We start from the raw sequence: 26545 nt of genomic DNA, 5'->3' as shown, positions 1-26545 counted from the left end.
AACACAGTAAAGATGAAATCCAGATATAGCCTAATCTTTCTATTAGCCCTCCTTTTGGGCTGTCAACTTGAACAAGAAGACACAACTTCAGAGCTTATGTCAACCGTACTGAAAGCGGAAAAATACTTGCAAAACGGAATAGTCGAAGAAACATCAAGCAAAATATCGTGGAAAGTAATGCCCGATAGCACATCTAATTACCCAGATCACTCCCTTTATTCGGGTAATCCCGGGGTCATATTGTTCTATTTAGAGCTCTATAACACCACCAACAACACCGAGTATTTGAGAACTGCTCAAAAAGGAGCTGACGCCATTTTAACACACCTAAATAGCACCACTCCGAATGACGGTACTGTTGGCCTTTATACAGGTGTGGCCGGTATTGGTTATACCTTGGCAGAAGTTTATTCAGTAACCAAAGAAGAGAAATATAAAAATGCGGTAATCAAATCAATCGATCTTTTGGCGGAATCAGCGACCAAAACACCTCGCGGAATTCAATGGGGAATGACAACCGATATAGTTTATGGAGCGGCAGGTATCGGTTTATACCTGAATGAAATGTCAGATCAATTCAAGTTACCTAAAGCAGACAGCCTTTCCATTTTAATTGCAAATCAACTGCTAGCACAAACTACAGTTTCAGATGATGGGATGCGTTGGAAAATGAGTCCGGAAGACGACTACCATATGGACAATTTCTCACATGGCACGGCAGGAGTCGCCTATTATCTGGCGAAAATGTATCAGAGAACACAGTCCGAAGACTACTACAAAGCCGCTATAGCAGCAGGAAATTGGTTAGCTAAGGCTACAAATGAAGAAGGCTTAGTCGCTCATCATTATCCAGGTGGAGAAGACCTATATTATCTCAGTTGGTGTCATGGCCCATCAGGCACCAGTCGCTTATACTACACACTTTATGAAATAACCGGAGAAAACCGATGGATTGCGCTCATGGATAGCGGCGCAGAAGGAATAATGGCCTTAAACATTGATAAACAACAAACGCCAGGTTTTTGGAACAACGTAGGCAAATGCTGTGGAAATAGCGGGGTCGCTGAGCATTTCCTTTGGCTTTATGAAATTACGGGAAACGACGATTACCTATTCTTTGCTAAGAAAATGACAAAGGACATTCTTTGGCGTGCAAACGAAAATGAAGGTGTTTTGAAGTGGATTCATGCGGAAAACAGGCGAAGTCCTGATGAAATTGCAGCACAAACTGGCCTTATGCAGGGAACTGCCGGAATTGGACTTTGGCTATTACAACTAAACGCATTCGAAGAAGGAAAACCAGCATTAATTCAGTTACCTGATAAACCAGAAGCCAAACGAATTAACTCCAATACGAACTGATTACATTTAAGCGGTTATTTCTTGCGTATTGTGATTTTATGGTACATCAATTAATAGTACCTTTGCCAAACTTTTCTACCTCCTAAGAGTAGAAGAACAATACAAAACAATACCGCATAAATGTGTAACAAAAACCATAAAACATCGGAAGAGTCAATTCAAGAAATGGGCGATGCCCACATTATGACTTCAATCGCTACGCCACTGCGTCCTGATGCTTTCGATATTTCTGATGACGAGAAGATTAAACAAATTCAAGGTCATTTTGAAAAGATCATGCACACCTTGGGCTTAGACCTTACTGATGACAGTTTAAAAGGAACCCCAAAACGTGTGGCAAAACTTTATGTTAACGATCTATTCAAAGGGTTAAACGAAAAAAACAAACCCTCCATGTCGACTTTCGAAAACAAGTATCAGTACTCTGAAATGCTTGTTGAAAAAGACATTACGCTCTACTCAAATTGCGAACATCACTTCTTACCCATAGTCGGAAAAGCTCACGTGGCCTATATTCCTACTGATAAAGTGATTGGACTTTCTAAGATCAATAGAATTGTAGATTACTTCTCAAGAAGACCTCAAGTGCAAGAAAGACTAGCCCTTCAAATATTGAACGAGCTAAAAAATGTTCTTGATACCGAAGATGTAGCGGTTTACATCGATGCTGAGCATATGTGTGTGAGTTCTCGAGGAGCATCCGATCAATCTTCTTCCACAGTTACTGTAGAGTACAGTGGCAAATTCAGAGAAGAGCAAACAAGAAATGAATTCATAGCCTATTTCAACAATAAACTCAAATGAGTCTGTATAAGCAGTACCCCCTAAAGGTTCAGAATACACTTTCTAAACAAAAAGAGCTTTTTACCCCTCTTTCAGAAGGTAAAGTGGGCATGTATGTATGTGGGCCAACTGTTTATAGCGATGTGCACTTAGGAAATGTAAGAACATTCCTATCCTTTGATATAGTATTTAGATACCTAAGCTTTTTAGGCTATAAAGTAAGATATGTAAGAAACATTACTGACGTTGGTCACCTAGTAGGTGATGCCGATGAAGGTGAAGATAAAATCGCGAAAAAGGCTAGGCTAGATCAGTTAGAGCCGATGGAAGTTGTACAGAAATATACCAATGGCTTTCATGATGTCATGCAGCTTTTCAATATTCTCCCTCCTTCAATTGAACCAACTGCCACAGGACATATTGTTGAGCAAATCACTTTCATCGAACAAATCATCGCCAATGGTTATGGCTATGAAGTGGATGGCTCAGTATATTTCGATGTTAAAAAATATAATCAAGATCACCCCTATGGTGAACTTTCCGGGAGAAACGTAGAAGAAATGATTTCTAATACGCGTGAGCTTGCCGGTCAAGAACAAAAAAGAAATTCATTAGACTTTGCCCTTTGGAAAAAAGCCGAGGGCGGTCATTTAATGAAATGGCCTTCCCCTTGGGGAGAAGGATTCCCAGGTTGGCATTTAGAATGTTCTGCCATGAGCACGAAATACCTCGGGCAAGACTTTGATATTCACGGTGGTGGAATGGATTTAAAATTCCCACATCATGAGGCCGAAATTGCTCAAAACAAAGGCTGTAATAACCATGGCGGTGCGAAATATTGGATTCATGGTAACATGTTGACCGTTAATGGCCGTAAAATGGCCAAAAGCGAAGGCAATGGCTTTACCCCTGAAGAACTTCTGACGGGCAATCATAAGCTATTAGAAAGAGGGTATAGTGCTATGACAGTACGTTTCTTTATGCTGATGAGTCATTATGCCAGCACTTTAGACTTTTCGAACGAAGCGCTTCAGGCCGCTGAAAAGGGATATAAAAGATTGATGGCCAGTGTTAGCTTAATTGAAAAGCTTGCAGCACCCGGAACAGGAACTATTGACAAGGCAAAAAGTGACGCTTTAAAAGAAAGTGTGGAGAAAGCGCTGATCGACTTGAGCGATGACTTCAATACTGCCAAAGCAATTGCATCCTTGTTCGATGTAAGTTCTAAAATCAACACATTTTACCAGAACCCTAAAGAACTAGCCCAAATTGATAAAACTACGTTCGATGCGGCCATAGCACTCTTTCAAGCAATAATTTCGGAAGTATTAGGGCTTAAAAACGAAAATGACGACGCACAAGATGGTCAAGTACTGAAAGGAGTTATTGATGTTCTAATTGAATTAAGAAAGCAAGCTAAGTTCACAAAGAATTATGCCCTTTCAGATAAAATTCGGGATGATTTAAAAGCCGTTGGCGTTCAAATTAAAGATGAAAAAGGAGGAGAAATGTCCTTCACAATAGATTAATTATATGATCCTATCTGGAAAAGAAATTAAGCGTGAAATGGGTAAAGGCATCAATATTGAGCCTTACAACGAATCACAACTTAATCCGAATAGCTACAATTTAAAGCTTCATCATGAGCTCATGGTTTATTCGAATCCGGTGTTGGATATGAAGACGCCTAACCCGGTAGAACCTTTAACCATTCCAGAGGAAGGCCTCTTACTTGAAACTGGTAAATTATACCTAGGAAGAACTGTCGAAAAGACTGAAACTTCAAAGTTTGTACCTATGCTCGAAGGAAGGTCCTCCATCGGTAGATTAGGCTTATTCATTCACGTAACCGCAGGTTTTGGTGATGTAGGTTTTAATGGCTTCTGGACGTTAGAAATTTTCTGTGTGCAGCCGATTAGAATTTACGCTGGCGTTGATATATGCCAGATATTTTACCATACCATTGAAGGCGATTTTGATACCTACAAAAATGGAAAGTATCAAAACAACGAAGGCATTCAAGCCAGCATGCTTTATAAAGACTTTAAATGAAACAGGTCTTAAAGACCATATTCATTTTTCCCATTCGCGTATACCAATACGCCATTTCACCTTTACTTGGGGCAAACTGTCGCTTTAATCCCACTTGTTCCGCATACACTGTAGAAGCTATACAAGAATGGGGGCCTCTAAAAGGCATATGGTTAGGAATCAAAAGATTCAGCAAATGCCACCCCTGGGGAGGCCATGGATACGATCCAGTACCAAAAAAAGATCAGCCAGAATAACGTTTTCAAATGCGCAATATACTATTAACACTCTTTCTTTTGTTGTTCTGCTCTAATTTGAACGCCCAAAAGAGGGTTTGTATCACTATTGATGATTTACCAGTCGTTAGCTATGGCATGGATTCCAAAGAAGCCCTGCTAGAGGTCACTGAAAAACTGATTAATAATTTTCAAAAGCACAATATCCCTGCTATTGGCTATGTTAATGAGAACAAGCTATATACTAAAGGTGAACTGAATGACTTTAGCGTTTCGCTACTAGAAAAATGGCTTGCAAGTGGCTATGAATTGGGTAATCATACTTTTTCGCATATGGACTACCATGCCAATTCATTCGCTACCTTCTCTGAAGACTTCTTAAAAGGTGAAAAGGTGATTAAACCTTTGGCATTAAAATACAATAGTAGTGTTAAGTACTTCAGGCACCCTTTTCTGAGATCTGGCGAAACAAAGGAGAAATCTGAAGAACTAGAAGCTTTTTTAAAGGAAAAAAACTATCTGGCGGCACCAGTTACACTTGATAGTGATGATTACCTTTTTGCACAGGCATATGCCAAAGCATACAAAAAGAAAGATGAAGGCCTGATGAAGAAAATCGGAGAAGCCTATATTGATCACACGGAAAAGAAACTCAAGTTCTATGAGAAAATGTCTGAAGGACTTTTCAAAAGAGACATAGCACAAATCTATCTGATGCATGCCAGCTTATTAAATGCCGATTATAGTGACGAATTGTATGAAATGTTTGAAAAGAACGGCTACAGCTTTATTTCTCAAACGGAAGCTTTGGCAGACAAAGCATACCAGGAACCAATAACAAAGTTTGGTAAATGGGGGATTTCTTGGCTATACCGCTGGGCGATGACAAAAGGAAGGCAAGACCTAATGAAAAACGAAGTTGAACTTCCAGGCATTCTCAAATAATTATTTGTACGGAGGCATCTCTTTTAACCGAATAACATAACTTCCATCCGCACTTACTACACACACTTCGATATGAAACGCATTCTAATACTATTTTCCGTAATTATTATTTCTCACACAGTTCATGCGCAAGACTGGCTCGATGGTTTCGTCATTACTAAAAATGCAGATACCTTAAAAGGGAACATCAAATACCAAACAAGCGATATACAATTCCAGAAAGTCTACTTTTTACAAAATGGAGAGCGAAAAGAATATTCACCAAGCGAAATTTTAGGCTATGGGATATACGGCATTAAATCTTACTCATCTCAAGCCGTAGAAAATGAGTTTGTCGAAGTTATTGCGATTGGAAATGTTAGCTTATTTAGAAAAAGAAAAACGCTTCTAATCCAAAATGAAATTGGAGAAACTTACCCTTTGGTTTCCAAAACTAAAACTGTTGTAAAAGATGGCGAAACTTACATTTCAGAAGGGAAGAAATGGAAAAGTGTTGTCTATGGAATGTTATCTTCTTGTGATATTAAGCCTCAAGATTTAAAGGACTTAAATTTTAACACCAAGAACGTCCTGAGCTTAGTCACAAGGTACAATAGCTGTAAAAACGGATCTACTAGCACCTATCAAAACAACGGATTAAAGACTATATTATTTGATTTTGGCATTCATTTAGGGGTTCGAAATGGCGAATTAAATGTATCTAGTGCAAATGGTGTGGACAGACCAATAGACACGAACCACAAATCGAACAATACTATCCTTGGAGGGTTTGTCAATGTAAGATTTCCAAATCTATCGGAAAAAATATCACTTCAGGTAGGTCTTAATTATCAGCAAATAAGTCTTACTGGTAATACAATTTTTGATAACTCAGAAAACCCTTTCCGAACCAATCTAGTGGTTGACGAATATGAGATTAAAAGTGATTTTACAGCAATAGGAATTCCTGTATCATTCAAAGGTTTACTAGTTGATGGTCCACTTTCAGTGTTTGTTCAAGCAGGAATGCTATTCAATCAGATCTCAAGTCCTTCAAGTTCGTTGACAAGAGAGCGAAGAATTAATAATGGAACCCCAACCATTAGTCAAGAAGAGGGCTTTTTTGACTTCAAAAATAGCTCTTCTCATGCCTGGGGAAGATTCGGGATATCGAAAAGTATCAATGGAAAGTTTAAAATTGGTTTATCCTTTGACGTCATCTTTGCCAATGATCAATTTTTAGGAAATGAAGACAAATTCTCACCATTTAATCAAACGGGGTTCTCTCTTCTACTTAGCTATTAAATTCCTCTAGAAACTTATTAGAAATCCCACTCTTCGTTAATACGGGCAATGGTATGATGTGCTGTCAAATCGTATTGACAAGGTACAACAGCCACATAATTGTGGTCTACTGCCCACACGTCTGAATCTTCACCTTTGTCATTATTGACAAAATTGCCTGCCAACCAGAAATACGGTCGGCCGTAGGGGTCTTTGCGTTGATCAAACTCCTCTTCCCAATGCGCATTGGCTTGTCTACAGATCTTAATTCCTTTGATTTTTTCATTTTGTTTGGGTGGAAAATTCACATTCAAAGCAATCCCCTTCCCTAGACCATTCTTTAAGACCTGTTGAGATACATGTTTGATGTATTCCTTTGTATGCGAAAAGTCAGCATCTTGAGCAAAATCTGATAAAGAAAATCCAATGGCCGGAAAACCTTCGATAGCCCCTTCAATGGCCGCCGACATGGTGCCTGAATACAGTACACTTACCGCTAGGTTACTACCATGATTAACACCACTAACAACCAAATCTGGTGTACGGTCTTTTAATACATGGTGCTTTGCTAGCTTAACACAATCAGCTGGCGTTCCGGAACATTTGTAAGAAGTGACGCCAAGATCGTCGAACAACCTTGTTTTATAAAGCCTCAAAGGTTCGCCAATAGTAATGGCATGCCCCATTCCTGATTGTGGGCTATCTGGTGCCACTACAACCACTTCACCGAGCTCGGCCATTACTTCTACAAGAACTCGAATACCATTAGAAGTAATACCATCATCATTTGAAACAAGAATTAGGGGCTTTGACATAGTGCTTATATTGAGTTCCCTAAGATCGAAACAATAATGTTCACTACTAGAACTGTTGAAGAAAATTTAAAAGAAAAATGCTACTAAATTAAGATCCCTGTAGCTGATTATAGTAGCGGACAATTTCAATTATATCCTCCACTTGGTCCACTTTTAGTTTTTTGGACTTTATATACTTACGAATCTCGTTTTGATTCTTATTGAATGCATTGATAACATCCTTTTTGGAAGAACCTAACAAATCCATCCTACCATTACTACTATCAACGATGTAGAATTTGTAGTCTAAATATCGAACCTGAACACTCCTTCCTCCAATTGGACTGAATCTCCTTGTGCCCCACCGATAATAAGGATTGTCTATTGTCCTTGTTGACAATGCGATGAATTCACGCGCGACTAAACTCGTTCTAGCATCTAGCAACACCTCGAAAAGTTTTGGCCTTCTGTATCCAGTTTCTGTGACAAATGGAATAGAAAAAAACACCCTTTTCAATTCAATGTCTGCCTGAAATATATCGAATTGCCTAATCTGACTAGCACTATAGGTCAATGTCTTCTGATCAACAATTACTTGAATTAAGTCTGCTGCTAAATCGTACTTTATGTTGCCATTTAACCTATTTCCATCGACCAGAGTAACACTCCCTTCATGCCAAATTTCACTAGGAAACTGAAACTGGTTTCTTTGCGCATGACTTGAATAAAGGCATGTCATCAACAGTAAACTGGCAATTAATATCCTCATGGTAATTATCTAACGATATCTCTCTGGATTGTTTTAAAGATAGCATCAATAATACTTAAAAAGTAGGGAGAACGACCAAATTCCTCTGTATTGGTGGTACTTGAGTGGTGACGTTAATCTAGAGTATTATAATACTCTACTAAACTTACCATACCCCAGGTTTCTTTCACATTAAGCTTTTTGCTTTTTATAAAAGTCCTCAACTTCTTATGGTGACCGTGGAAAGATCTGACTACTCCTTTTACGCCATTCCCCACTTTTCTTAGCTCACCATCTTGACCAGCCAAAAAGTAGTCATAACCATAATTTCTACCTGCACGTCTAATACGAGATAACCCATCAACACTTTGAGGATCCTTAATTGTCCAATTCGAAAGTATTTCTTCTTCTCTAGCCAACAAACTTGTGCCATTTGAATAGAAAATCTCGAATAGTTTAGGGCGCTTGTAGTTTCCCCTTTCGGCAAAAGGAATTGTTACAAAATATCTTTTGCCCTTGATACTTTCTTGAAAAAAAACAAACTGCTTGATTTGGTTGGCTACAAATGTTCTAATAGCACCATCCAAATCGAAGTGAACAGCATCGGCTGCCAAGTCATATTTAATCTTCCCATTGATTGCTTTTCCATCATTCAAGACTATTTCACCCTCATGCCAGAGTTGACTCGGGTGTCCGTATAATTTCTGAGAACCTTTGGGAATAGATCGTTCCAACATTTGTTCTACTACATCCGTCGAAAGTTGTGCATTTACCTCCAGAAACGAGGCTGTGAAGAAGAGAACAATAGCTAACCTTTTCATGCCGTTTGATTTTAAGTTAGAACTAATAATGAACAAGAAGGTTCACTCAATCAAACGATTACTAGTCAAATAGTTACAATAAAATTAATTTAAAGCCAATTTCTGGGAAGAAGTGCTATTTATCTCTTTTGAGTGGTACGTATTCAGTTATCTCTAAACCGTAGCCAATTATACCAACACGTTTTTGTGGATTGTTAGAGATTAGCTTCAATTTCGAAACCCCTAAATCTCTTAAGATTTGTGCCCCAACGCCATAATCCTTTTCATCCATCTTAACACCAAACTTTCTATTCAAAGGCTGATCAGTAACCCCAACCTGTTCTAGGGTTTTCATTTCGTGTAAAAGACGTTGACCTCGTGCATTTTGATTCATGTATAGAACCACTCCTTTGCCTTCTTCTTCAATCATTTGCATGGCATACTTTATAGGGTTGCCAGCATCGAATTTAAAACCGAAAATATCACCTAATGTACTCGAAGAGTGAACGCGTACTAATATCGGCTCGCCAGGTTCCCATGTTCCTTTTACAACTGCTAAGTGAACTTCGCCCGTATTGATCTGCTTGTATGATTGTAAATGAAAATCACCATAATCTGTCGGCAAATCTATTCCTAGATTCTTTTCAACTAAACTCTCATGCTCTAGTCTATAAGAGATCAGATCTTCTATAGAAACAAGTTTCAAGTTAAAGCGCTCGGCTACCAATTTTAAGTCCGGAAGCCTAGCCATCGTTCCATCCTCATTCATAATCTCTACGAGTACTCCACCCGTTTTTAGGCCCGCAAGTCTCGCAAAATCTACAGCAGCTTCAGTATGACCTGTTCTTCTTAAAACACCACCTCTTTTTGCTCTCAAGGGGAAAATATGACCTGGTTTGCCCAACTCTTCTGGACGTGTAGCCGGATCGATCAAGGCCTGAATCGTTTTTGATCTATCGGAAGCTGAAATACCTGTAGTACAACCATGACCAATTAAATCTACCGAAACTGTAAAAGGTGTTTCGTAAGCAGCAGAATTGTTTCTCACCATTAATTCTAGACCAAGATCATTACATCGATCTTCCATGATAGAAGCACAAATAAGCCCTCGACCATGAGTAGCCATGAAGTTGATTATTTCAGGTGTCACTTTTTCAGCAGCACAAATGAAATCACCTTCATTCTCTCTATTCTCGTCGTCTACTACTATAATTACTTCACCATTTTTAATGGCTTCGATAGCATCTTCTATTGAATCTAACTGAATATTTTCGGACATATCTGGGATTTTGCGTTGCAAAGGTAACAAGTAAATGAGTGTCTCAAAACTAGCGCGGAATTACCGTTCCTAACTCTGAATCTACCTCCATTAGCAGGGTTTTTAAATGCATATACATTTTGATCAATTCCTCTTGCTCTTGTTCACTGGTGGGTTTTTTAAGTGATTCGTCGGTTTGACTTATCAGCTTCTCTAATTTCTTCTTTTTTAGGCGGAGCACCATTTTGTAAGCTGCTTCGGGCAAGTCTTCAGACTCATGGACAATCCCGATTCGATGCCTCTTTTCCCAACCTTCACTCACGAAATATTTCATTTCCAAGAGGTCGATCACCATCTTACTCATCGTTGGATCATCTGGACCTATAAACTTATCTGGTGCCAGCTTCTCTCCTTTTGTCACGATATCCGCAGCAAAGTTGAAAGTCTTTTCTATCAATTGGTCTTCAAAAGAAATGGATTCTGTCTCTTGAAGAATAAACTCGGCCACCGACATATCGTCGTCATATGGCTCGTTTCCATAATTCACTAGCAACCTTAAGCACTCTCTTTCTACGTGATAAGATGTATGTTTTAGCTCTTGCTTTTTGGGTTCAACATTAGGATGCGGTTCTTGTACTTGAATCTGCGCTTCATTCCGATCTCTGGTCTGACGATCTTTCCGTTGCTTCTGAATTAGAATCTTATTCAGCTCACTGATCAGCACTTGCTCTTCTATATCCAACTGGTTGGCACAGCTCTGGATGTAAACGGAACGCTTGATACCATCAGGAATCAAAGAAATGCTTTCAATCACTTCTCTAATAATCTGAACTTTTTTTACTGGATCTACCTGTTGACCACCATCAGTAAGAATATTGGTTTTGAAGGTGATAAAGTCTTGAGCGTTGTCTTCGAGATACTTTTGAAAGACCTCTGAACTCATACTACGTGAATAGCTATCTGGATCTTCACCCTCTGGAAAAACAACGGCCTTTACATCCAAGTCATGCTCCAGAATCATGTCAATTCCTCTGAAAGACGCCTTTATACCAGCACTATCTCCATCATAGAGAACCGTAATGTTTTTTGTGTAGCGATTTACAAGCTGAATCTGCTCCTTGGTCAAAGAAGTTCCGCTTGACGATACCACATTTTCAATACCTGACTGATGCATGGAGATTACATCAGTATAGCCTTCCACTAAATAGCAAGAATCTGCATTACGGATGGCCTGTCTGGCCTGGAAGAGACCATAAAGTATATTACTCTTGTGGTAAACTTCCGTTTCCGGAGAGTTAATGTATTTAGGCTGCTTCTTGTCCTTTCGAAGCGTACGCGCGCCAAAGGCAATCACTTTACCCGCTACATTATGAATAGGAAAAACCACTCTACCCCTAAACCGATCGTAAATCTTATGCTCTTCAGGCCTTAAAACTAAACCTGCCTTTTCTAGCATGGCCTCAGTATGCCCTTTAGCCGTTGCTGCTTTCAGAAGACCATCCCATGCATCGAGTGTGTATCCAAGATCAAATTTTTGGATAGTCGACTCCGTGAATCCTCGCTCTTTGAAGTAGCTCAGACCGATAGACTTCCCTTCGTCGTGGTTGTGAAGAATATCTTTGAAGTACTCGTTGGCAAAGTTTAAAACAATGAATAGACTATCCCGTTCATTTTGCGCTTCAATCTGTTCATCCGTTAATTCTTCCTCCTGAATCTCAATACCGTATTTTTGAGCAAGGTATTTTAAGGCTTCTATATAATTGATGCCCTCCACCTCCATAATAAAGGCAATTGCATCTCCGCCTTTACCTGTGGAGAAACACTTGAATATCTCTTTGGACGGCGAAACATAAAAAGAAGGCGTTTTCTCATTGGTAAATGGACTTAGCGCTCGATAGTTACCTCCAACTTTTTTTAAGCTGACAAAATCACCAATCACATCAACAATATCGATGCGATTCTTAATGTCTTGTATGGTAGCGTCGTTTATGGCCATTTAGAATTTCAAATATAGCGATTGGAATCACTTTTCTTGAACTATAATCTTACTAGACTGTTAATGAAAAGTAAATCGAATGCACTTTATTTGCATCAGAAATTGAATTAGAGATGGAGTTGACCAAAACCAGTGTTTTAAATGCTTTAAGGCATGTAGATGATCCAGACATAAAAAAGGACTTAGTGACTTTAAATATGATTCAGGACATTGAAATTGAAGGCAATAAATTGTCTTTCACCGTCATGCTGACCACACCGGCATGTCCACTGAAAGAAGTCATAAAAAATGATTGTTTAAAAGCGATTGACGAACACATTGGAAGCGATGTTGAAGTTGATATCTTGATGAGCTCTCATGTTACCACTACAAGAGATAATACACCTTTACTCCCTGGTGTTAAAAATATTATAGCTGTAGCCTCTGGAAAAGGAGGAGTCGGTAAATCTACTGTAACTGCCAATTTAGCCGTTGCCTTGGCACGTCAGGGTGCGAAAGTTGGAATTATAGATGCTGATATATTCGGCCCTTCTATGCCTACCATGTTTAATTGTGAGCATGAACAGCCAAGCATTAGAAAAGAAGGCGAGAAAAACCTAATTGTACCAATAGAACAATACGGAATCAAATTAATATCCATTGGCTTTTTAACTCCTGCTGAAAATGCTGTGGTTTGGAGAGGCCCAATGGCCAGTAGTGCCCTAAAACAATTTATAGCAGATACTGAATGGGGTGAACTTGATTACTTATTTATAGACTTACCCCCGGGCACTAGTGATATTCACTTGACTTTAGTACAAACTGTGCCGGTAACAGGTGTAGTTTTAGTAACCACTCCTCAAAAGGTAGCTTTGGCTGATGCGCAAAAAGGATTGAATATGTTTATGCAAGAGCAGATCAATGTTCCTATTCTTGGCGTGGTAGAAAATATGGCGTACTTTACACCTGAGGAACTACCTGATAATAAGTATCATATCTTTGGTAAAGACGGTGGCAAAAAACTAGCTGAAAAACACAGTGTACCTTTCTTAGGTGAAATTCCCTTAGTACAAGGAATACGTGAAGGTGGTGATATTGGCTACCCTGCCATAATGCAGGAAGGCCCCACTTCTGATGCTTTTATGGGTGTAGCGGAAGCAACTGCTCAGCGAATTGCTATTAGAAATGCTGAAAAAGCGCAAACGAAGAAGGTTGAGTTAAAAGTTTAAGATTATGTTGGACAAAGTAGAAGCAGCACTAGATAAGATTAGACCTTTCCTAATTGCAGACGGAGGTAATGTGAAGGTATTAGAAATTACCGATGACTTGGTAGTACGTTTAGAGCTAGAAGGAGCTTGCGGTACATGCCCAATGTCGCCCATGACCATGAAAGCTGGTGTAGAAGAGGCACTTAAAAGAGATATTCCTGAAATTACTGGAGTTGAAGCGGTAAACGTGGCTGAAGTATAGTTTTTAAGCATAAACCTCATTAACCCTTTCTTTTTTTATTGACTAATCCGTCAATGTATTTATCTATCTATTCGATTAACTATCTTTGCTAAATATCTTATCGCGTTGCATAAAATGAAAAGCATTTGCAACCGTTACATTTACTGAAGATGAGCAACAAGCCTTTTACCATTTTTCGTTTCCTAAAGAACATAGGTATTATGGCAGGTATTTTCACAGTGCTACTACTGTTCTTTTTTTACATCTACCTGCCTGCCACTACAAATCACAACGAAACTATTACGGTGCCCGATTTAATTGGCACATCATTCGATAACATTGATGAACTTTTAACAAATCGCGACCTTAGGTACGAAGTTGTAGTAGATTCTGGTTATTCCGAACGATTCGATCCAGAGACAATTCTAAGCCAAAACCCAAAAGGTGGTTCAAAAGTCAAAGAGAATAGAAAAATTTACCTAACACTCAACGCGAATGTGCCTCCTCAGATAAGAATGCCAAACCTGATCAATACGGACTTGTTAAATGCTGAAGATATCCTGATTAGTAATGGACTAAAAAGAGGAGAAATTACTTACGTTCCGGATTTAAGAGAAAATGCGGTCATCAAACAGCAACTTGAAGGCGAAGAAATTGAGCCAGGCAACCTGATTTATAAAGGTTCAACCATAGACTTGATTATCGGGAATGGTGTGGGCATTGAGACTTTCCCTATTCCTGACTTTCTAAGCAAAACGCTAGAAGAATTAAAGTTCCAGATGGATGGATTTGGCTTCTCTAATTTCGAAATAAACTATATTCCTAATGACACCGTTCCAGACCCTGTAGTTTATAAGCAGCTACCTCCTATGGGTGAAGTGGTAAGAAAGAATCAGTTAGTTGAGGTTTGGATCAGTATGGAAGAACCACCTACGGAGGAAGAAGATAAAGGAGATAACTAAATTGATCAAAAAGGTCTTCATATTAATCTTAATCCTAACAACAAGCCATCTCAGGGCTCAAATTGTTGAACGACCTTTACCGAATAAAATCAAAGACCAGGCCGCGATTACCTTCTCAGTGAATGAAAGCAATCAAACCTTAAACACTTTAGTACTTCCAATATGGGATGATTTTTCGACTAGTTTTCAAATTCCCTCTACTGATAAGTGGCTCAACTCCGAAAACGTAAGAGTCAGCAATGGGATAGGCATTAATCCACCGAGCTTAAACGTGGCCGTTTTCGATGGTGTAGATACTAACGGAAGTCCTTATAATGCCAATAGTCTCATCAATGGGGCTACAGACAGTTTGACCTCTCAATTGATCGATTTGTCGGTACTTAATCCTGATCAAGCAGATTCAGTATACCTAAGTTTTTTTTGGCAGCTCAATGGAAATGGAGAATTACCCGATAGCGAAGATTCCCTTGTCGTTCAGTTTAAAAATCCGCTAGGAGAATGGGTCAATATGTGGTCTCAGATCGGTGGAACAGATAACGAGTCGGCAGAATTTACCCAAGCATTAGTACAAGTGCCCGAAAGCTTTTTCGATGAAGCCTTCCAATTCCGATTTCAGTCCTACTCTCGCCTAGCAGGTGCCTTCGACACTTGGTTAGTTGATTATATCTACTTAAATAGTAGCAGACACCCGAATGACATAGCGTATGTAGATAGAGCCTTAACAAAAAAACCTTCATTTCTGATTGGGCCATATACAGCCATGCCGACAGAACAGTTCTTTTCCAACCCCAATCGTTATTTAGAAGAAACCAATAGCGAAGTATATAACTTTAATTCCTTCTTTCAACCCATACAATACAATACGGTGGTTCGAGAATTGACCGAAGATGTGCTTGTCGCCACTTTAAACGATGAAACAGTTGTAAATCCACTTACAGGCCCCTTTGAAAGAAGAATTATTGATGCTCCTATTCTTGATCAATCATTACTTAATTCCAGTGCGGATTCCCTTTTATTAGAAACCACTTACTTTATTCGATCGGGCGATAATTTTTTCATAGAAGACCTTAACCCCGGAATAGATACTACTTTCAATCAGCAAATAGACTACCGCGTAAACGACACTGTGCGAGTTACTACCGTGATAGATGATTATTTCGCATATGATGATAGTGATCCGGATTTTGCAGCAGGCATTAACCAAAGGGGTGGTCAACTCGCCTATGCTTACTTTGCCGAAGAAAGAGCCCTTCTGACGCATGTAGATATCAACTTCCCGTTTGTTCAACAGGCAGGCGAACCAATAGAAGTAATTGTCTGGGATAAACTAGACAATGACCCCACATCAATCCTTTTTCAAGACCCGTTTAGTGTACTCAGACCGGGTGACATTGGTGAGCTAAGAGCATTTCAATTAGACACACCTATTTTCGTTCAAGACACTTTCTACATTGGCTTTCAGCAGGCCACCAATGAGTTTTTAGCAGTAGGCTTAGACAAAAACAACGATACTGGCAATCTCATGTATTTCAATACAAGTGGAGAGTGGGAACAAAACGAATCTGTAACCGGAAGCTTTCTTATGCGCCCAAGATTTGACAAAACTATTGCTGAGAACTTTTCTCCAGCCGGAGAGGCTAGACCTGAAGCACCTAACATTTACCCCAACCCCAGCCAAGGAGAAGTATTTATTGAAGGAGATGCCGAAGAAATTAAGGTTTACGACAACTGGGGACAGGAAAGTGTTTTTTCATTGCGTTCTGCCGTAAATGGCGTTTGGATAGACTTAAGCAAAAACAAAAAAGGAATATATTTGCTAAAGTTTGTAAAAGGAGGAGCCGTTTTCACCAAGAGAATCATCCTCAACAATTGATATGAAGGAAATAACAGTTGAAGAATTAAAGGCTAGAATGGCCGCTAGCGAAAGCATTAACCTCATTGATGTAAGAGAAGAATGGGAGTTCGATGAAGATAATATCGGTGCCCAACTTATTCCATTAGGAGATATTCCTGTTCGTATTTCTGAAATCGAGCACTTAAAAAATCAAGAAGTAATTGTTCACTGCAGAAGTGGTGCTAGATCGGCAAAAGCGCTAAAATATTTAACTTCTCAAGGTTTTGATAATGTCATCAACTTGAAGGGCGGAATAATGGCCTATAGAGAGGCTTAATTCAATCTTGAAAAACTTCTAGGAAAGGCTTTGCTGCTTCGGCATGCGATTCACCAAAACTGATCAATCCGCCTTGGTGTCCAGCCATAGCAATTACACTCATTTCATCCTTTGGCGTTTCGCGAAACAGTCTATGAATTTCTAAAGCCATTTCTGGAGTTCCATAGGGCACACGCTTATCCGTAGTTGGCACCTTGTCTAACCATTTGTTCCACTGAGTATCGTGATGAATATGAATAATAGCCTTAATCGATGGGTCAACTTCATAAATAGCCGCATGGGTGAGCGATTCTGAAGAAGCCTTAACTGGTCCTAAACACTTTAGTGAATTTTTCTGAATATCATAATCGACCACAGTGGTATAATGTTCAATGCTGAGTTTTTCGATATGACCAGTTTGCGTTCCAGAAATCACAAACTGATTCTTCCGCACTCTTTGACTAATATTTCCAAAACCAACATTATGTTGATCATCATGCCCTATTAAATTCAAGTCATACATCTTGTTTCTCCAGAAGAGCAAATCCTCTAAACCAGCCAAAAGAGGTTCATCATCTTGCTTCCAGTCAAGCTCAAATTTTATATATCCATCATCCATTTGACGCTGCTTTCTCGGGGAATAAACCTATTAATCCTTCTGTGCTTGCCGAGCAAATACCCCTTTCAGTAATTAGGCCTGTGACCAACCTAGCTGGTGTTACATCAAAACCATAATTAGCAGCAGGCGTCCCTTCGGGACTCAACTGTACCTTTTGGATCTTCTCTCCTGTCCACCCCCAAATAGAGGTTACCTCTTCACCACTTCTTTGCTCTATTGGAATCTCTTTAACGCCATCCTTTAAATCCCAATCAATGGTGGACGATGGTAATGCTACATAAAAAGGAACTTCATTATCCTTCGCAGCAAGCGCTTTAAGATACGTTCCAATCTTATTAGCCACATCACCTTGAGCCGTGGTTCTATCTGTGCCAACAATTACCATATCGACCATACCATGTTGCATAAGATGACCGCCCGCGTTATCAACAATTAAGGTATGTGGAACGCCTTGTTGCAGAAGCTCATATGCTGTAAGACTAGCACCTTGATTTCTTGGTCTCGTTTCATCTACCCAAACATGAATCGGAATCCCCTCTTCTACCGCCTGATAAATTGGTGAAGTTGCGGTACCCCAATCGACGGTGGCTAACCAGCCAGCATTACAGTGGGTCAGTATATTGATCGTTCGTTGATTCTTCTTGTATAAATCTCTAATTATTTGCAACCCATGAGCCCCTATATTTCGACATATTTCGATATCATCAGCCTTTATCTTATGGGCCATATTTAGTGCCCTTTCTACCCTGTTATTCAAGGTAGAACCTAACAATTCTTGCATAACTGTATCTACAGCCCAAGCTAAATTGACAGCAGTTGGTCGAGTAGCTTTTAAAAGTCTTGCTGCTGTATGTAGCGATTCATCTGAGGCATCGTGCAAACAAGCTAAATACAATCCATATGCAGCCGTCACCCCAATTAAAGGTGCACCACGCACTACCATGTCCTTAATAGCACTTGCAGCTTCCTCGGGAGTAGTCATATTATGAACCTCCATTTTATGTGGCAACAAGCGTTGATCGATAACTTGAACCACATTAGGATCATCTGCTTTGAGCCAAATTGTATGATAATGATTCCCTTCTATTTTCATATCCTTATTTAAAAAGGTCGATTATGCTTTCCCCATCTTTAAGGTGATGCGTCTGTAAACCACAAGACTTAGCAGTTTCAATATGCTGCATGGAGTCATCTATAAAAAGTGTTTCTTCAGCGGAAATATTGGCATCTTCCATTACAAACTTAAATATGTCTTGATTCGGTTTTCTCATACCCAGTTCGTGCGAGTAATATGTTTTTTCTAACAAACCATTAAGTCCAGTATAACCAAAATGCTCATGAAGACGGTTAATGATAACTTCTAAATGAATGATATTGGTATTGCTTAATAAAAAGGTTCGTTTTTCAGATTTTAGCTTTTCTAGTAATCTGATATGCGCTTCGGGAAAATCTAAGATGATAGAATTCCAAGCCTCATTTAGTTTTGTGTCACTAAGCTCAACTGGAAGATATGCCCTAAGGCTATCTCGAAATTCGGCTGGTGTAATCTTACCAGTTTCAAGATCAGCGAATAAGGCACTTTGACTTGCCTTAGAATAAAGCTCATCGAAATTGGGAATACCTAATTGACTAAATGCGCGAATAGGGGCTTCATGATCGATATTCAAGATCACACCACCTAAATCAAAAATGATGTTGTTAATTTTAGAAAGATCTAGGGGCATTTCAGGTTGTTTAATTAACAACAAATATGTAACATTGCAATCCAATTTTCAAGGGGATAAAATCCTTTTGAAAAGGGCCTATAACTCAGTTGGTTAGAGTATCTGACTCATAATCAGAAAGTCCATGGTTCGAGCCCATGTGGGCCCACATTAAAATCAGCCAGTTACGAAAGTAGCTGGCTTTTTTTATGCCTGACCTGCACGTTTTCTGCACGTTTAAAAAAAACAAAAACTACCTATATGTTCAAGACAGAGGGGTTTTAAAAATCACCTTATATCTCTGATATCTACTAACACTGAATAACTATGATGATGGGCAAGAGTAAACAATGGCTTCCGTAATATAAGTACTCACCAATCTAATTCGTCAAAATGAATAGTCAGAGAGGTAGTAAGATGGTTGTGAGAATTCGCAGAGCCCTATTCATTTTTACCAGAACATATTGTTGATTAACTTAAACCGAACTATCAACCTTATGCGACACTCTATCTTCACCCTTGGACTGTTCTGTTCATTCTTCTCACTTCCTCAAGAAGAGGTTGAAAACAACTGAAAATTCTCCTCTTTCCGATTAAGGCAACCCTAAGCTTAATTCTAAAACCTCAGTTGACAGATGTTTTGAAGAGGCTTAGGAATAAACTCTATTTTAGCAACAGCCCAAAAGAATCCAGGAAGTCTACAAATCGGCCATCGGCTTTGATTTCTTCTTGAAAGCGTGGGTCTTTAATCAAGTTAGGAAAAGTCCATGGATCAGTACAGATACTCTCAAAACTCACAAAGGAGATCGTATTGTCTGTTACTTGCTTGTAAAGGCTATAGGCTTTTTCTGGGGCAATCATATCTGCAGCCTGTACTAAAACGGCTCTTTCTACTGCACCAGTTGGGAAACTCTTATTCTGGATGACGGTTAAAGCAACTTCATCTAGCTTTTGCTTGGCCTTGGCCTCATCGCCTCTTAAGTAATCAAGTTTAGGTAGATATACATCGGGATTAAAAGTACAAACAGAATAAAGGTTAATGGGTCTGAGCACAATGTCTTCTACTTGCTGTAGTATTTGTTGTCCCATTTGCTTACTACCCATGGTCAACACCAATCTAGCCTCATTGAGGTTATCGTTGGCTACTAGTGGGCAGACCCAGCCATTGTGGTCTACGGTATGCGCTGCCATATGACCATGCCACTTATTGTGATAATCTTCAAACTTATTATCGAACATGGCCACCACCATGGCTTTGTTTTTCACGGCCCTTTCGTCCCAAGGAAACTCTGTAGTGGTATTCTCAATAGTAGCTTTAAAGTCATTGAAAGAAGAGATCTTGCCATCGCTTAGGAACTGATAGTATTTAGCTTCTACAGCATAATGCTTTTCTTCAGGATAATACTTAGCAAGCTTTTCTAAAACAGGTACCATCTTATCGTAATCGCCCATAATCTCATAGGCAAAGGTGAGCTGGAAGCTGATGTATCCATTGTCCTGTGTCAGCGCAAAGGCCTTTTCTAAAGCAGCTTTAGATTTTAAGGGTTGATCAAACATAGTATAGAGGAAAGCGGCTTCTTTTAAAGAGTTGTAATCACTTGGGTTTTGCTCTATTGTTTTCTCAAATGCGGATAGGGCCCCTAAGGGGTCTTGTTCAATATTCTTTAGGATAAAAGCTTTGGATGCCAGTACGGCCGGATCATTTGGGGCTAAAGCATTCGCTTTTTCAAAAGCATCGTAGGTTGCTTTTTTGGCTTCTTCGGCAGCTTCTTTATTGTTGGGATCGTTCTTAAGTAAGTCATAGCGTACGCTTTGAATTTCAACAATCAAATTCCAAGCTGATGCGAATTTTGGGTCGGCCGCTACTGCTCGCTCAAGAATTCGTACACCTTCATTGTACTCTTCAAAACCTGCATTGGGTCGTGTAACCACATGTCTACCGAGTAGGTAATCTTCATAGGCCTTTAGATTATCTGTTGGTTTCGCGTTTAACTCGTCTTTCTCTTCCTGGCTTAGATTGGCCTGAAGTTGTTGCGCAATTTTAGTCGCCATATCGGTTTGTAGGTCGAAGACATCGGCCAACTCACCGTCATATATATTTGACCATTCGGTTTGGTTATTCTTGGCATTCACCAGAGAAGCCGTGAGTCGTACTTTGTCTTGATTTCGCCTTACCGAGGCTTGCAGGATATAATTAGCATCAAATCTTTTACCAATTGTGCTGAGGTCTCCCTCGTAGCCTTTGTAAGTCTGCATAGCCGAACGGGCAATGATGCGGAAATCCTTGACATTTGACAATCGCGAAACGATCTCCTTGTAGATACCGGTACTGAAAAAATCATCTTCCTCTGATTCACTTTCATCAGAAAATGGCAAGACGGCAATGACTTGAGTTTTAGCTGAGGTTTTGATCATGTCACCCGTAAAATCATAAACTCGATCGACTACCAACAATAAAATCAACAATACGAGTCCACCAATGATATAATGGTTTAACTTTTTACTGGTCACCTCATGGATACTATTGTCTTCGGAGATATTATCGGTTTTTTTAAATCCCGTGGGTGTCCATTCGTAGATATAGGCGAAGACAATCCAAAAGGGTAAGGCAATAATCAGGACAATCAAGGCAACTTTAGAAACACCATTGCCTAGTTCCAAAATCGTAACCAGTAATGCAATGATTTGGAGCAAAGCATATGCGAAAACTACGTAAGAGATGGTCGCTTTAATTACATTACGCCGTTTTAACTCTCCTATAAACTTGTTCATGCTTTGGTTGATCCGAATTAGCTAAACATAACACATTCAGCCTCAGCAAAAAAATATATTACGAGTGTATGTTAAGCTGTTATGAGTTATATGTCAGGTTTAACACTTTACGTTTGCAAAACAAATAGCACAGAAATTATGGTTTGCATTCAGGGTTTTATTGGCTAGTATATGCTGACCACTTTCTCAGTAAGTTTGATTACACAAATTCCAAGTTAAAAGCCCAACTCATCCCCCGAAACTTCGGGGCAGAAAGTCCATGGTTCGAGCCCAGGTGGGCCCACATTGATAATCAGCCACTTACGAATTTGTTTCGTGAGTGGCTTTTTCATTAGGAAACTATTAATAAACAGAAACCGCTTTTAAATAGGTTCAAATAACCATAGAGAACCATGAACACCTTCTCATATAATATTGAATCTATCAATTATCTTGGTTTGAAATTCTCATTCTAATCCGAGAAAGCCTTATGATCAAAGTCGAGAATTGATAATAGCTATTCAAGTTCTCAAAAATGACCAAATTGAGAAGATAAAAAAGAAAACTAATTTTAAATGCTTCCCTCATCAGCAAGACTTGTATAGCTATCACAGGTTACAATGATGTGATCAAGCACACAGACATCAATAAGATTCAGAACATCTTTAATCTTATGTGTGAGCTTAATATCTGCGTGGCTTGGTTTTAAATTTCCAGAGGGATGATTGTGACTAAGAATAGCACCGGAAGCATTAGTACGGCTTGCGACTAATACAATGAATTTAATGTCTATCAAAGCCCCTGATGTTGTACCGCTGGAAATATTCATTTGACCTAATACCTTATTCTCTCTATTGATTAAAAGAATCTTGAATTCTTCTTTGAGTTCAATGGTATTCTCGTCAGAGCAGTTTCTTAAGATTTGATGAGCTTCTTGACTGGAGTTAATTTGAGGGCGGTCAGAGGCCTTTGTCCTTGTTTTATAGAACAGTTGGATCTCAGAGACTTCGAATTTTAATTGTGAAGAAGAAAGTTTTGAATGTCTAATCATGACGATATAGATTTTAATTGAATAAAATATTATACCGCCACTCACCGCCTAACGGAGTGGTTTTCAACAGAACAAAGGCCAAAAGGAAACGGAATAAATTTAGCTGTCGGCTATTATCGTGAGTTGGCTTTATGCCGTAGTCTTTTGCGCTTGCCTTCTGGAAAAAGGAGAACTTGTGGTTTTATTTAGAAGTGTCACAAAGCCACTTTAGATTATTTAGGATAGGCCTACTTTATACCAGAGTCCTTTTCATTTCAATTCCGGAAAGACTTTATTGAAAGCATTGGAGGTCATGAAAATACCAACGTCACTTACTTAAGCTGCAGAGTAAAAAAATAAATATACCTCAAGCCGCTTCAACCTTTCTTTTTTCTCTCTTAATAGAATTTAGTAACCTATAAGAAATTAATTAATAGGGTATTCTAATTAATACGAGTCATTCTAGAAAATAATTAAGGTTGACTTTCTCAAAGGTCTAGTTATTTATTCTCTTAAATAAATAATCTCTGCTTTCAAAATTTATCAGTCCATATTTTTGTATATTTCAATTATATACATTACTATTACATGATTTATGTATTTAAATTATCTAATTAACACATTGTTTAACTCTTAAATTTTATGAAAATGAAGAATTCTCGAATACAAAAAGCTCTCTTTTCGGTTTTTGCTATTGCTTTTTTAGTAGTTAATGGGATGTTTATCTTTCCTCAAAAAGCCAATGCTTTCGAATTACCGAAAGACGATTGCTACTATACTTGGGACCTGACTGGGTTTACTGAGAAAAGCTTTATTAAATGCGATGGCTGTACAAGAATTGAGGCATATGCTCCTACTGATAAACGTAAATGTACCCCTATTCCTGAATAGGATTTTTTTGATGACTCCAGGTTCGATCTGGATTCATTAAGACAGTCTTACAAAAAGATAAAATAGCTTGATTTCCTTAAATATTTCAGGCTATTTTTTTCTTTAACAGATATATAAAATCATACTACTATACGCCTCTTTTTCAGATAGTTCACATTGACAACATTAGACTCAGCTAGGAATATAGACTTTCTAATCCTAATGAATAAATTCAAATTTACCTTCTTAGTAATCATTTTCTGTGCCTGTTCCGATAGAAATGATTTTTTATTGAGTGAATATCAAAAATCATTCAGCGGCATGATTGGTAGTAAAATTGACATTGAAGAACTAAATTCGATACAGGAATACAATTTTAAAGTTCTGGTACTCTTGAACACCCAATGTGCCAGTTGTGTTTTAACCGCGAAAAGATGGTCCGAATCTGTTAATCATAGTATTTTTAATAATAAGGATATTATATTCTTGACATACGGACCACCAAATGAATACTTTCAAACCAATTTTAACGAATCAATGAAGTCGTTTAAGGATTTGAATCATATTCATTATCCTTCCGAAGAATTCATCTATAAGAACAATCTTGAATTATATAACCTCGATGTTTTTTTATTGAATCAGTCAGATGAAATACTCCTTATCGGAGATCCGACAAAAGACCCTTTGCTCAGGAAACTTTACAAAAACTTTTAACTGATATGATTAAAAAATCGGCTTATAAAATGTTACTTATCCTAATCATCGGACAGTTACTTCAAGGGTGCGATATCAGTCAATCTAGTGACAATACAATTTATGAGATATTCCCCAAGAATGAGAGTTTGAAGCACTCCAAAGTCAGGATTTCAGAAGCTTTAACACCTTCATCAATCCATCTAGTCAATGATATTGTCGTTCTTATTGATAAAAACCTAGATTATTCTATTCGTTTTTATGAAATCTCCAATTGGTCTCTCAAAGGAAAATATGGACGAAGAGGAGATGGTCCTGCTGAAATGCAACGACCGAAGTTTCACGGTCAATACATTCTGAGTAAAAATGAAACTAATTTATGGTTTTCAGACATAAGAAGCTACAAACTTAAAAAGATTAGCTTGGAAAAAATGATCGGAGATATCAATACAGAACCCGAACTCACGCACACATTACCCCCTGAACTCGCTCTAGCCTACAAGGATGTTTTCTCAATTTCAGATGACGAATTTGTTGGTACTATTGAAGGAGATATCATTGGCCTATCCGGTGATCCCAATGCAGGGCGCTTCTTCCAATTTAGTGGCAAAGACATTAAATGGACACCCAATTTCCCAAAACAAGATTTGGAAGTACCTCAAGAAAAGGTAGGATATCTTTACTCATCCAGGTCGGCATTTAACAACAACACCCAACAACTTGCCTCAGCCATGTTATACTATGATAGAATAGACATAATGGATTTCAGGAGTCATGAAGTGTTAACCGTTATGTCCAATGACAAAAGTAAACTTAAAGAAGTAGATCTTAGAGATGACCATTCCCTTATTCCACCAGACACAAAACACTATTACATTGGCGCATACGGTACAGAAAACTATTTTTACTGTTTGTATGCCGGTACGACAACGCAACAAGCTAGAGATTTTATAGACGGCAACAACTCTGAATATCCCAACCTGCAGCTTCATGTTTTTGATTGGAAGGGAAACCCTATATATAAAGCACATCTCGATAAATGGACATTACCTTCCTTTTTTATCGATGAGAAGTCTTGGAAACTATATGCCATTGATGGCATGCCTGAAGAAGAAGAAGAAGTCATTATATCTTACGATCTCCCAAATTTACTAGATGAAAAAAATCAATAAACCCTTAGTTGCGATTATCTTATTAGTGTCACTAAATGCTATTTTAATTATTCGCTTGAACTCTAATGGCAAATACATTAATGAACTTCAACAAGGAATAGTAACAATAAACAACAACCACCTCTTTGCAAAAGAAAAGAATGACAAATTCATTTCGAATTCAGAATTACGCTTTACTGATGCCAATAAAAAGATTCATGATTTTGATTCGCTGCTTTTAATCAAGAAGAAGCCCCTTCTTGTCTTAAGAATTCACGAAAATAATTGTAATGATTGTGTACATCAAAGCCTAATTCATATTAATGAATTATTAACAAATAACGACCTTCCATTTGATGTAGTAGTTTCTAGTAGTTACACTAATCTAGACCTATTAAGACAAGATTTTGATTTGAAATTTCTGTCAGTACAAAAAGATAAGAGAATTAACCTAGAACTTGATTTAACTTCTCAGCCTTATATTTTTTACATCGCTATGGATGGAAGAGTGTCAAACCTATTCGTGCCAGAATATGATTTAATGGAATTGTTTCTGGCCTATTTAAAATCAGTTGTTAACTCAACTGTGGTTTCATCCTGAATTAGCACGGAAATTCCGTTCTATTGATCTATATTTTTTTATCTCCGGATGCACAACAACTCAGTCTAAAGCCAAGATAACATCTGAATCTTTTCATTCATTTCTTTACTTTTTATTTTCGGCTTGGTTATCTGAGCATTTATTTCATCCAATATTTTTTCTTGGATCATTTGGCGGTAATGCTTCTGGAATAATTGAAAAAAATGTGTTGATAAAGAATATCACTTATCTCTTAATCATCACTTTCTTCTTTAATACCCCTTGGCCTGTATCTACTGCTACTAAGTAAATACCACTACCTCTGTTTGATAGGTCTATTTCTATAACCTTATTGCCTGATTCACTATTGAAGAACACCATACGGCCAGTAA

General features: G+C 38.5%; 27 protein-coding genes and 1 tRNA gene. 17 read left to right on the top strand and 11 right to left on the bottom strand.

The window, feature by feature from the left end:
• The first annotated feature begins 12 nt into the window (after positions 1-12).
• From JXQ92_RS16765 to JXQ92_RS16735, 7 genes are all read left to right on the top strand, one after another.
• Positions 13-1362, top strand: a complete 1350-nt coding sequence (locus JXQ92_RS16765; protein ID WP_421987796.1) for a lanthionine synthetase LanC family protein — start codon at positions 13-15, stop codon at positions 1360-1362.
• A gap of 120 nt (positions 1363-1482) precedes the next feature.
• Positions 1483-2166, top strand: a complete 684-nt coding sequence (folE, locus tag JXQ92_RS16760; protein ID WP_421987795.1) for a GTP cyclohydrolase I FolE — start codon at positions 1483-1485, stop codon at positions 2164-2166.
• A complete protein-coding gene (gene cysS, locus JXQ92_RS16755; RefSeq protein ID WP_421987794.1) occupies positions 2163-3674 on the top strand; it encodes a cysteine--tRNA ligase in 1512 nt (503 codons plus the stop codon). The genes folE and cysS overlap by 4 nt, the downstream gene beginning before the upstream one ends.
• 4 nt (positions 3675-3678) lie before the next feature.
• Positions 3679-4197: a dCTP deaminase gene (gene dcd / locus JXQ92_RS16750; protein WP_421987793.1), complete on the top strand. Its 519-nt coding sequence runs from the start codon at positions 3679-3681 to the stop codon at positions 4195-4197.
• Positions 4194-4433 carry a membrane protein insertion efficiency factor YidD gene (gene yidD, locus JXQ92_RS16745; RefSeq protein ID WP_421987792.1) on the top strand — a complete coding sequence of 80 codons (240 nt, stop codon included), beginning with the start codon at positions 4194-4196 and terminating at the stop codon, positions 4431-4433. The genes dcd and yidD overlap by 4 nt, the downstream gene beginning before the upstream one ends.
• A 9-nt stretch (positions 4434-4442) precedes the next feature.
• Positions 4443-5357: a polysaccharide deacetylase family protein gene (locus tag JXQ92_RS16740; protein WP_421987791.1), complete on the top strand. Its 915-nt coding sequence runs from the start codon at positions 4443-4445 to the stop codon at positions 5355-5357.
• Between the two features lie 72 nt (positions 5358-5429).
• Positions 5430-6641, top strand: a complete 1212-nt coding sequence (locus JXQ92_RS16735) for a hypothetical protein (protein WP_421987790.1) — start codon at positions 5430-5432, stop codon at positions 6639-6641.
• A 17-nt stretch (positions 6642-6658) separates the two neighbouring features.
• On the opposite strand, the gene surE is transcribed toward JXQ92_RS16735, so the two are convergent.
• The 5 genes from surE to dnaG form a co-directional block, all read right to left on the bottom strand.
• A complete protein-coding gene (surE, locus tag JXQ92_RS16730) occupies positions 6659-7435 on the bottom strand; it encodes a 5'/3'-nucleotidase SurE (RefSeq protein ID WP_421987789.1) in 777 nt (258 codons plus the stop codon).
• Between the two features lie 88 nt (positions 7436-7523).
• Entirely contained in the window at positions 7524-8183 is a 660-nt protein-coding gene (locus JXQ92_RS16725) for a hypothetical protein (protein WP_421987788.1), read from the bottom strand.
• A 113-nt stretch (positions 8184-8296) separates the two neighbouring features.
• Entirely contained in the window at positions 8297-8983 is a 687-nt protein-coding gene (locus JXQ92_RS16720; RefSeq protein ID WP_421987787.1) for a hypothetical protein, read from the bottom strand.
• 115 nt (positions 8984-9098) lie between these two features.
• Entirely contained in the window at positions 9099-10241 is a 1143-nt protein-coding gene (gene ribB, locus JXQ92_RS16715) for a 3,4-dihydroxy-2-butanone-4-phosphate synthase (RefSeq protein WP_421987786.1), read from the bottom strand.
• A gap of 49 nt (positions 10242-10290) precedes the next feature.
• A complete protein-coding gene (gene dnaG / locus JXQ92_RS16710) occupies positions 10291-12216 on the bottom strand; it encodes a DNA primase (RefSeq protein ID WP_421987785.1) in 1926 nt (641 codons plus the stop codon).
• Between the two features lie 113 nt (positions 12217-12329).
• On the opposite strand from dnaG, the gene JXQ92_RS16705 reads away from it, so the two are divergent.
• From JXQ92_RS16705 to JXQ92_RS16685, 5 genes are all read left to right on the top strand, one after another.
• Entirely contained in the window at positions 12330-13424 is a 1095-nt protein-coding gene (locus tag JXQ92_RS16705; protein WP_421987784.1) for an Mrp/NBP35 family ATP-binding protein, read from the top strand.
• A 4-nt stretch (positions 13425-13428) separates the two neighbouring features.
• Positions 13429-13665 (top strand): NifU family protein, encoded by a 237-nt coding sequence (locus tag JXQ92_RS16700; protein ID WP_421987783.1) that lies wholly within the window; start codon positions 13429-13431, stop codon positions 13663-13665.
• Positions 13666-13814: 149 nt separating this feature from the next.
• Positions 13815-14606: a PASTA domain-containing protein gene (locus JXQ92_RS16695; RefSeq protein WP_421987782.1), complete on the top strand. Its 792-nt coding sequence runs from the start codon at positions 13815-13817 to the stop codon at positions 14604-14606.
• Between the two features lies 1 nt (position 14607).
• The gene (locus JXQ92_RS16690; RefSeq protein ID WP_421987781.1) at positions 14608-16479 is read left to right on the top strand and encodes a T9SS type A sorting domain-containing protein; all 1872 of its coding nucleotides are present in this window, start codon (positions 14608-14610) and stop codon (positions 16477-16479) included.
• A 1-nt stretch (position 16480) separates the two neighbouring features.
• Positions 16481-16777 (top strand): rhodanese-like domain-containing protein, encoded by a 297-nt coding sequence (locus tag JXQ92_RS16685; RefSeq protein ID WP_421987780.1) that lies wholly within the window; start codon positions 16481-16483, stop codon positions 16775-16777.
• A gap of 1 nt (position 16778) precedes the next feature.
• On the opposite strand, the gene JXQ92_RS16680 is transcribed toward JXQ92_RS16685, so the two are convergent.
• From JXQ92_RS16680 to JXQ92_RS16670, 3 genes are read right to left on the bottom strand one after another with little or no spacing between them, the layout of a single operon-like run.
• On the bottom strand, positions 16779-17375 hold the full coding sequence (locus tag JXQ92_RS16680) for a class II aldolase/adducin family protein (RefSeq protein ID WP_421987779.1): 597 nt from the start codon (positions 17373-17375) through the stop codon (positions 16779-16781).
• Positions 17368-18468, bottom strand: a complete 1101-nt coding sequence (gene mtnA / locus JXQ92_RS16675; RefSeq protein WP_421987778.1) for an S-methyl-5-thioribose-1-phosphate isomerase — start codon at positions 18466-18468, stop codon at positions 17368-17370. Before mtnA ends, JXQ92_RS16680 begins: the two co-directional genes overlap by 8 nt.
• A gap of 4 nt (positions 18469-18472) precedes the next feature.
• On the bottom strand, positions 18473-19099 hold the full coding sequence (locus JXQ92_RS16670; protein WP_421987777.1) for an HAD family hydrolase: 627 nt from the start codon (positions 19097-19099) through the stop codon (positions 18473-18475).
• A 74-nt stretch (positions 19100-19173) separates the two neighbouring features.
• Between JXQ92_RS16670 and JXQ92_RS16665 the strand changes: the two genes are divergently transcribed.
• A tRNA-Ile gene (locus JXQ92_RS16665) sits at positions 19174-19247 on the top strand.
• A gap of 494 nt (positions 19248-19741) precedes the next feature.
• On the opposite strand, the gene JXQ92_RS16660 is transcribed toward JXQ92_RS16665, so the two are convergent.
• Both JXQ92_RS16660 and JXQ92_RS16655 read right to left on the bottom strand, forming a co-directional pair.
• Positions 19742-21850, bottom strand: a complete 2109-nt coding sequence (locus JXQ92_RS16660; protein ID WP_421987776.1) for a tetratricopeptide repeat protein — start codon at positions 21848-21850, stop codon at positions 19742-19744.
• Between the two features lie 550 nt (positions 21851-22400).
• On the bottom strand, positions 22401-22880 hold the full coding sequence (locus JXQ92_RS16655; RefSeq protein ID WP_421987775.1) for a JAB domain-containing protein: 480 nt from the start codon (positions 22878-22880) through the stop codon (positions 22401-22403).
• 627 nt (positions 22881-23507) lie between these two features.
• Between JXQ92_RS16655 and JXQ92_RS16650 the strand changes: the two genes are divergently transcribed.
• The 4 genes from JXQ92_RS16650 to JXQ92_RS16635 all read left to right on the top strand — a co-directional run bounded on the left by JXQ92_RS16650 (position 23508) and on the right by JXQ92_RS16635 (position 26174).
• Positions 23508-23750, top strand: coding sequence for a hypothetical protein (locus tag JXQ92_RS16650; RefSeq protein ID WP_421987774.1), 243 nt, complete (start codon positions 23508-23510; stop codon positions 23748-23750).
• 201 nt (positions 23751-23951) lie between these two features.
• Complete coding sequence (locus JXQ92_RS16645) at positions 23952-24443, top strand: hypothetical protein (RefSeq protein ID WP_421987773.1); 492 nt, start codon at positions 23952-23954, stop codon at positions 24441-24443.
• A gap of 5 nt (positions 24444-24448) precedes the next feature.
• Positions 24449-25594 (top strand): BF3164 family lipoprotein, encoded by a 1146-nt coding sequence (locus JXQ92_RS16640; protein ID WP_421987772.1) that lies wholly within the window; start codon positions 24449-24451, stop codon positions 25592-25594.
• The gene (locus JXQ92_RS16635; protein ID WP_421987771.1) at positions 25578-26174 is read left to right on the top strand and encodes a hypothetical protein; all 597 of its coding nucleotides are present in this window, start codon (positions 25578-25580) and stop codon (positions 26172-26174) included. The genes JXQ92_RS16640 and JXQ92_RS16635 overlap by 17 nt, the downstream gene beginning before the upstream one ends.
• 225 nt (positions 26175-26399) lie before the next feature.
• Here JXQ92_RS16635 and JXQ92_RS16630 read toward each other — a convergent pair whose 3' ends face one another.
• Positions 26400-26534 carry a T9SS type A sorting domain-containing protein gene (locus JXQ92_RS16630; protein ID WP_421987770.1) on the bottom strand — a complete coding sequence of 45 codons (135 nt, stop codon included), beginning with the start codon at positions 26532-26534 and terminating at the stop codon, positions 26400-26402.
• Positions 26535-26545: the final 11 nt, after the last annotated feature.

Source organism: Roseivirga sp., assembly GCF_049099775.1.
In the GTDB taxonomy this organism is placed as follows: Bacteria; Bacteroidota; Bacteroidia; order Cytophagales; family Cyclobacteriaceae; genus Roseivirga.
This window is presented reverse-complemented; position numbering and strand designations above follow the sequence as displayed.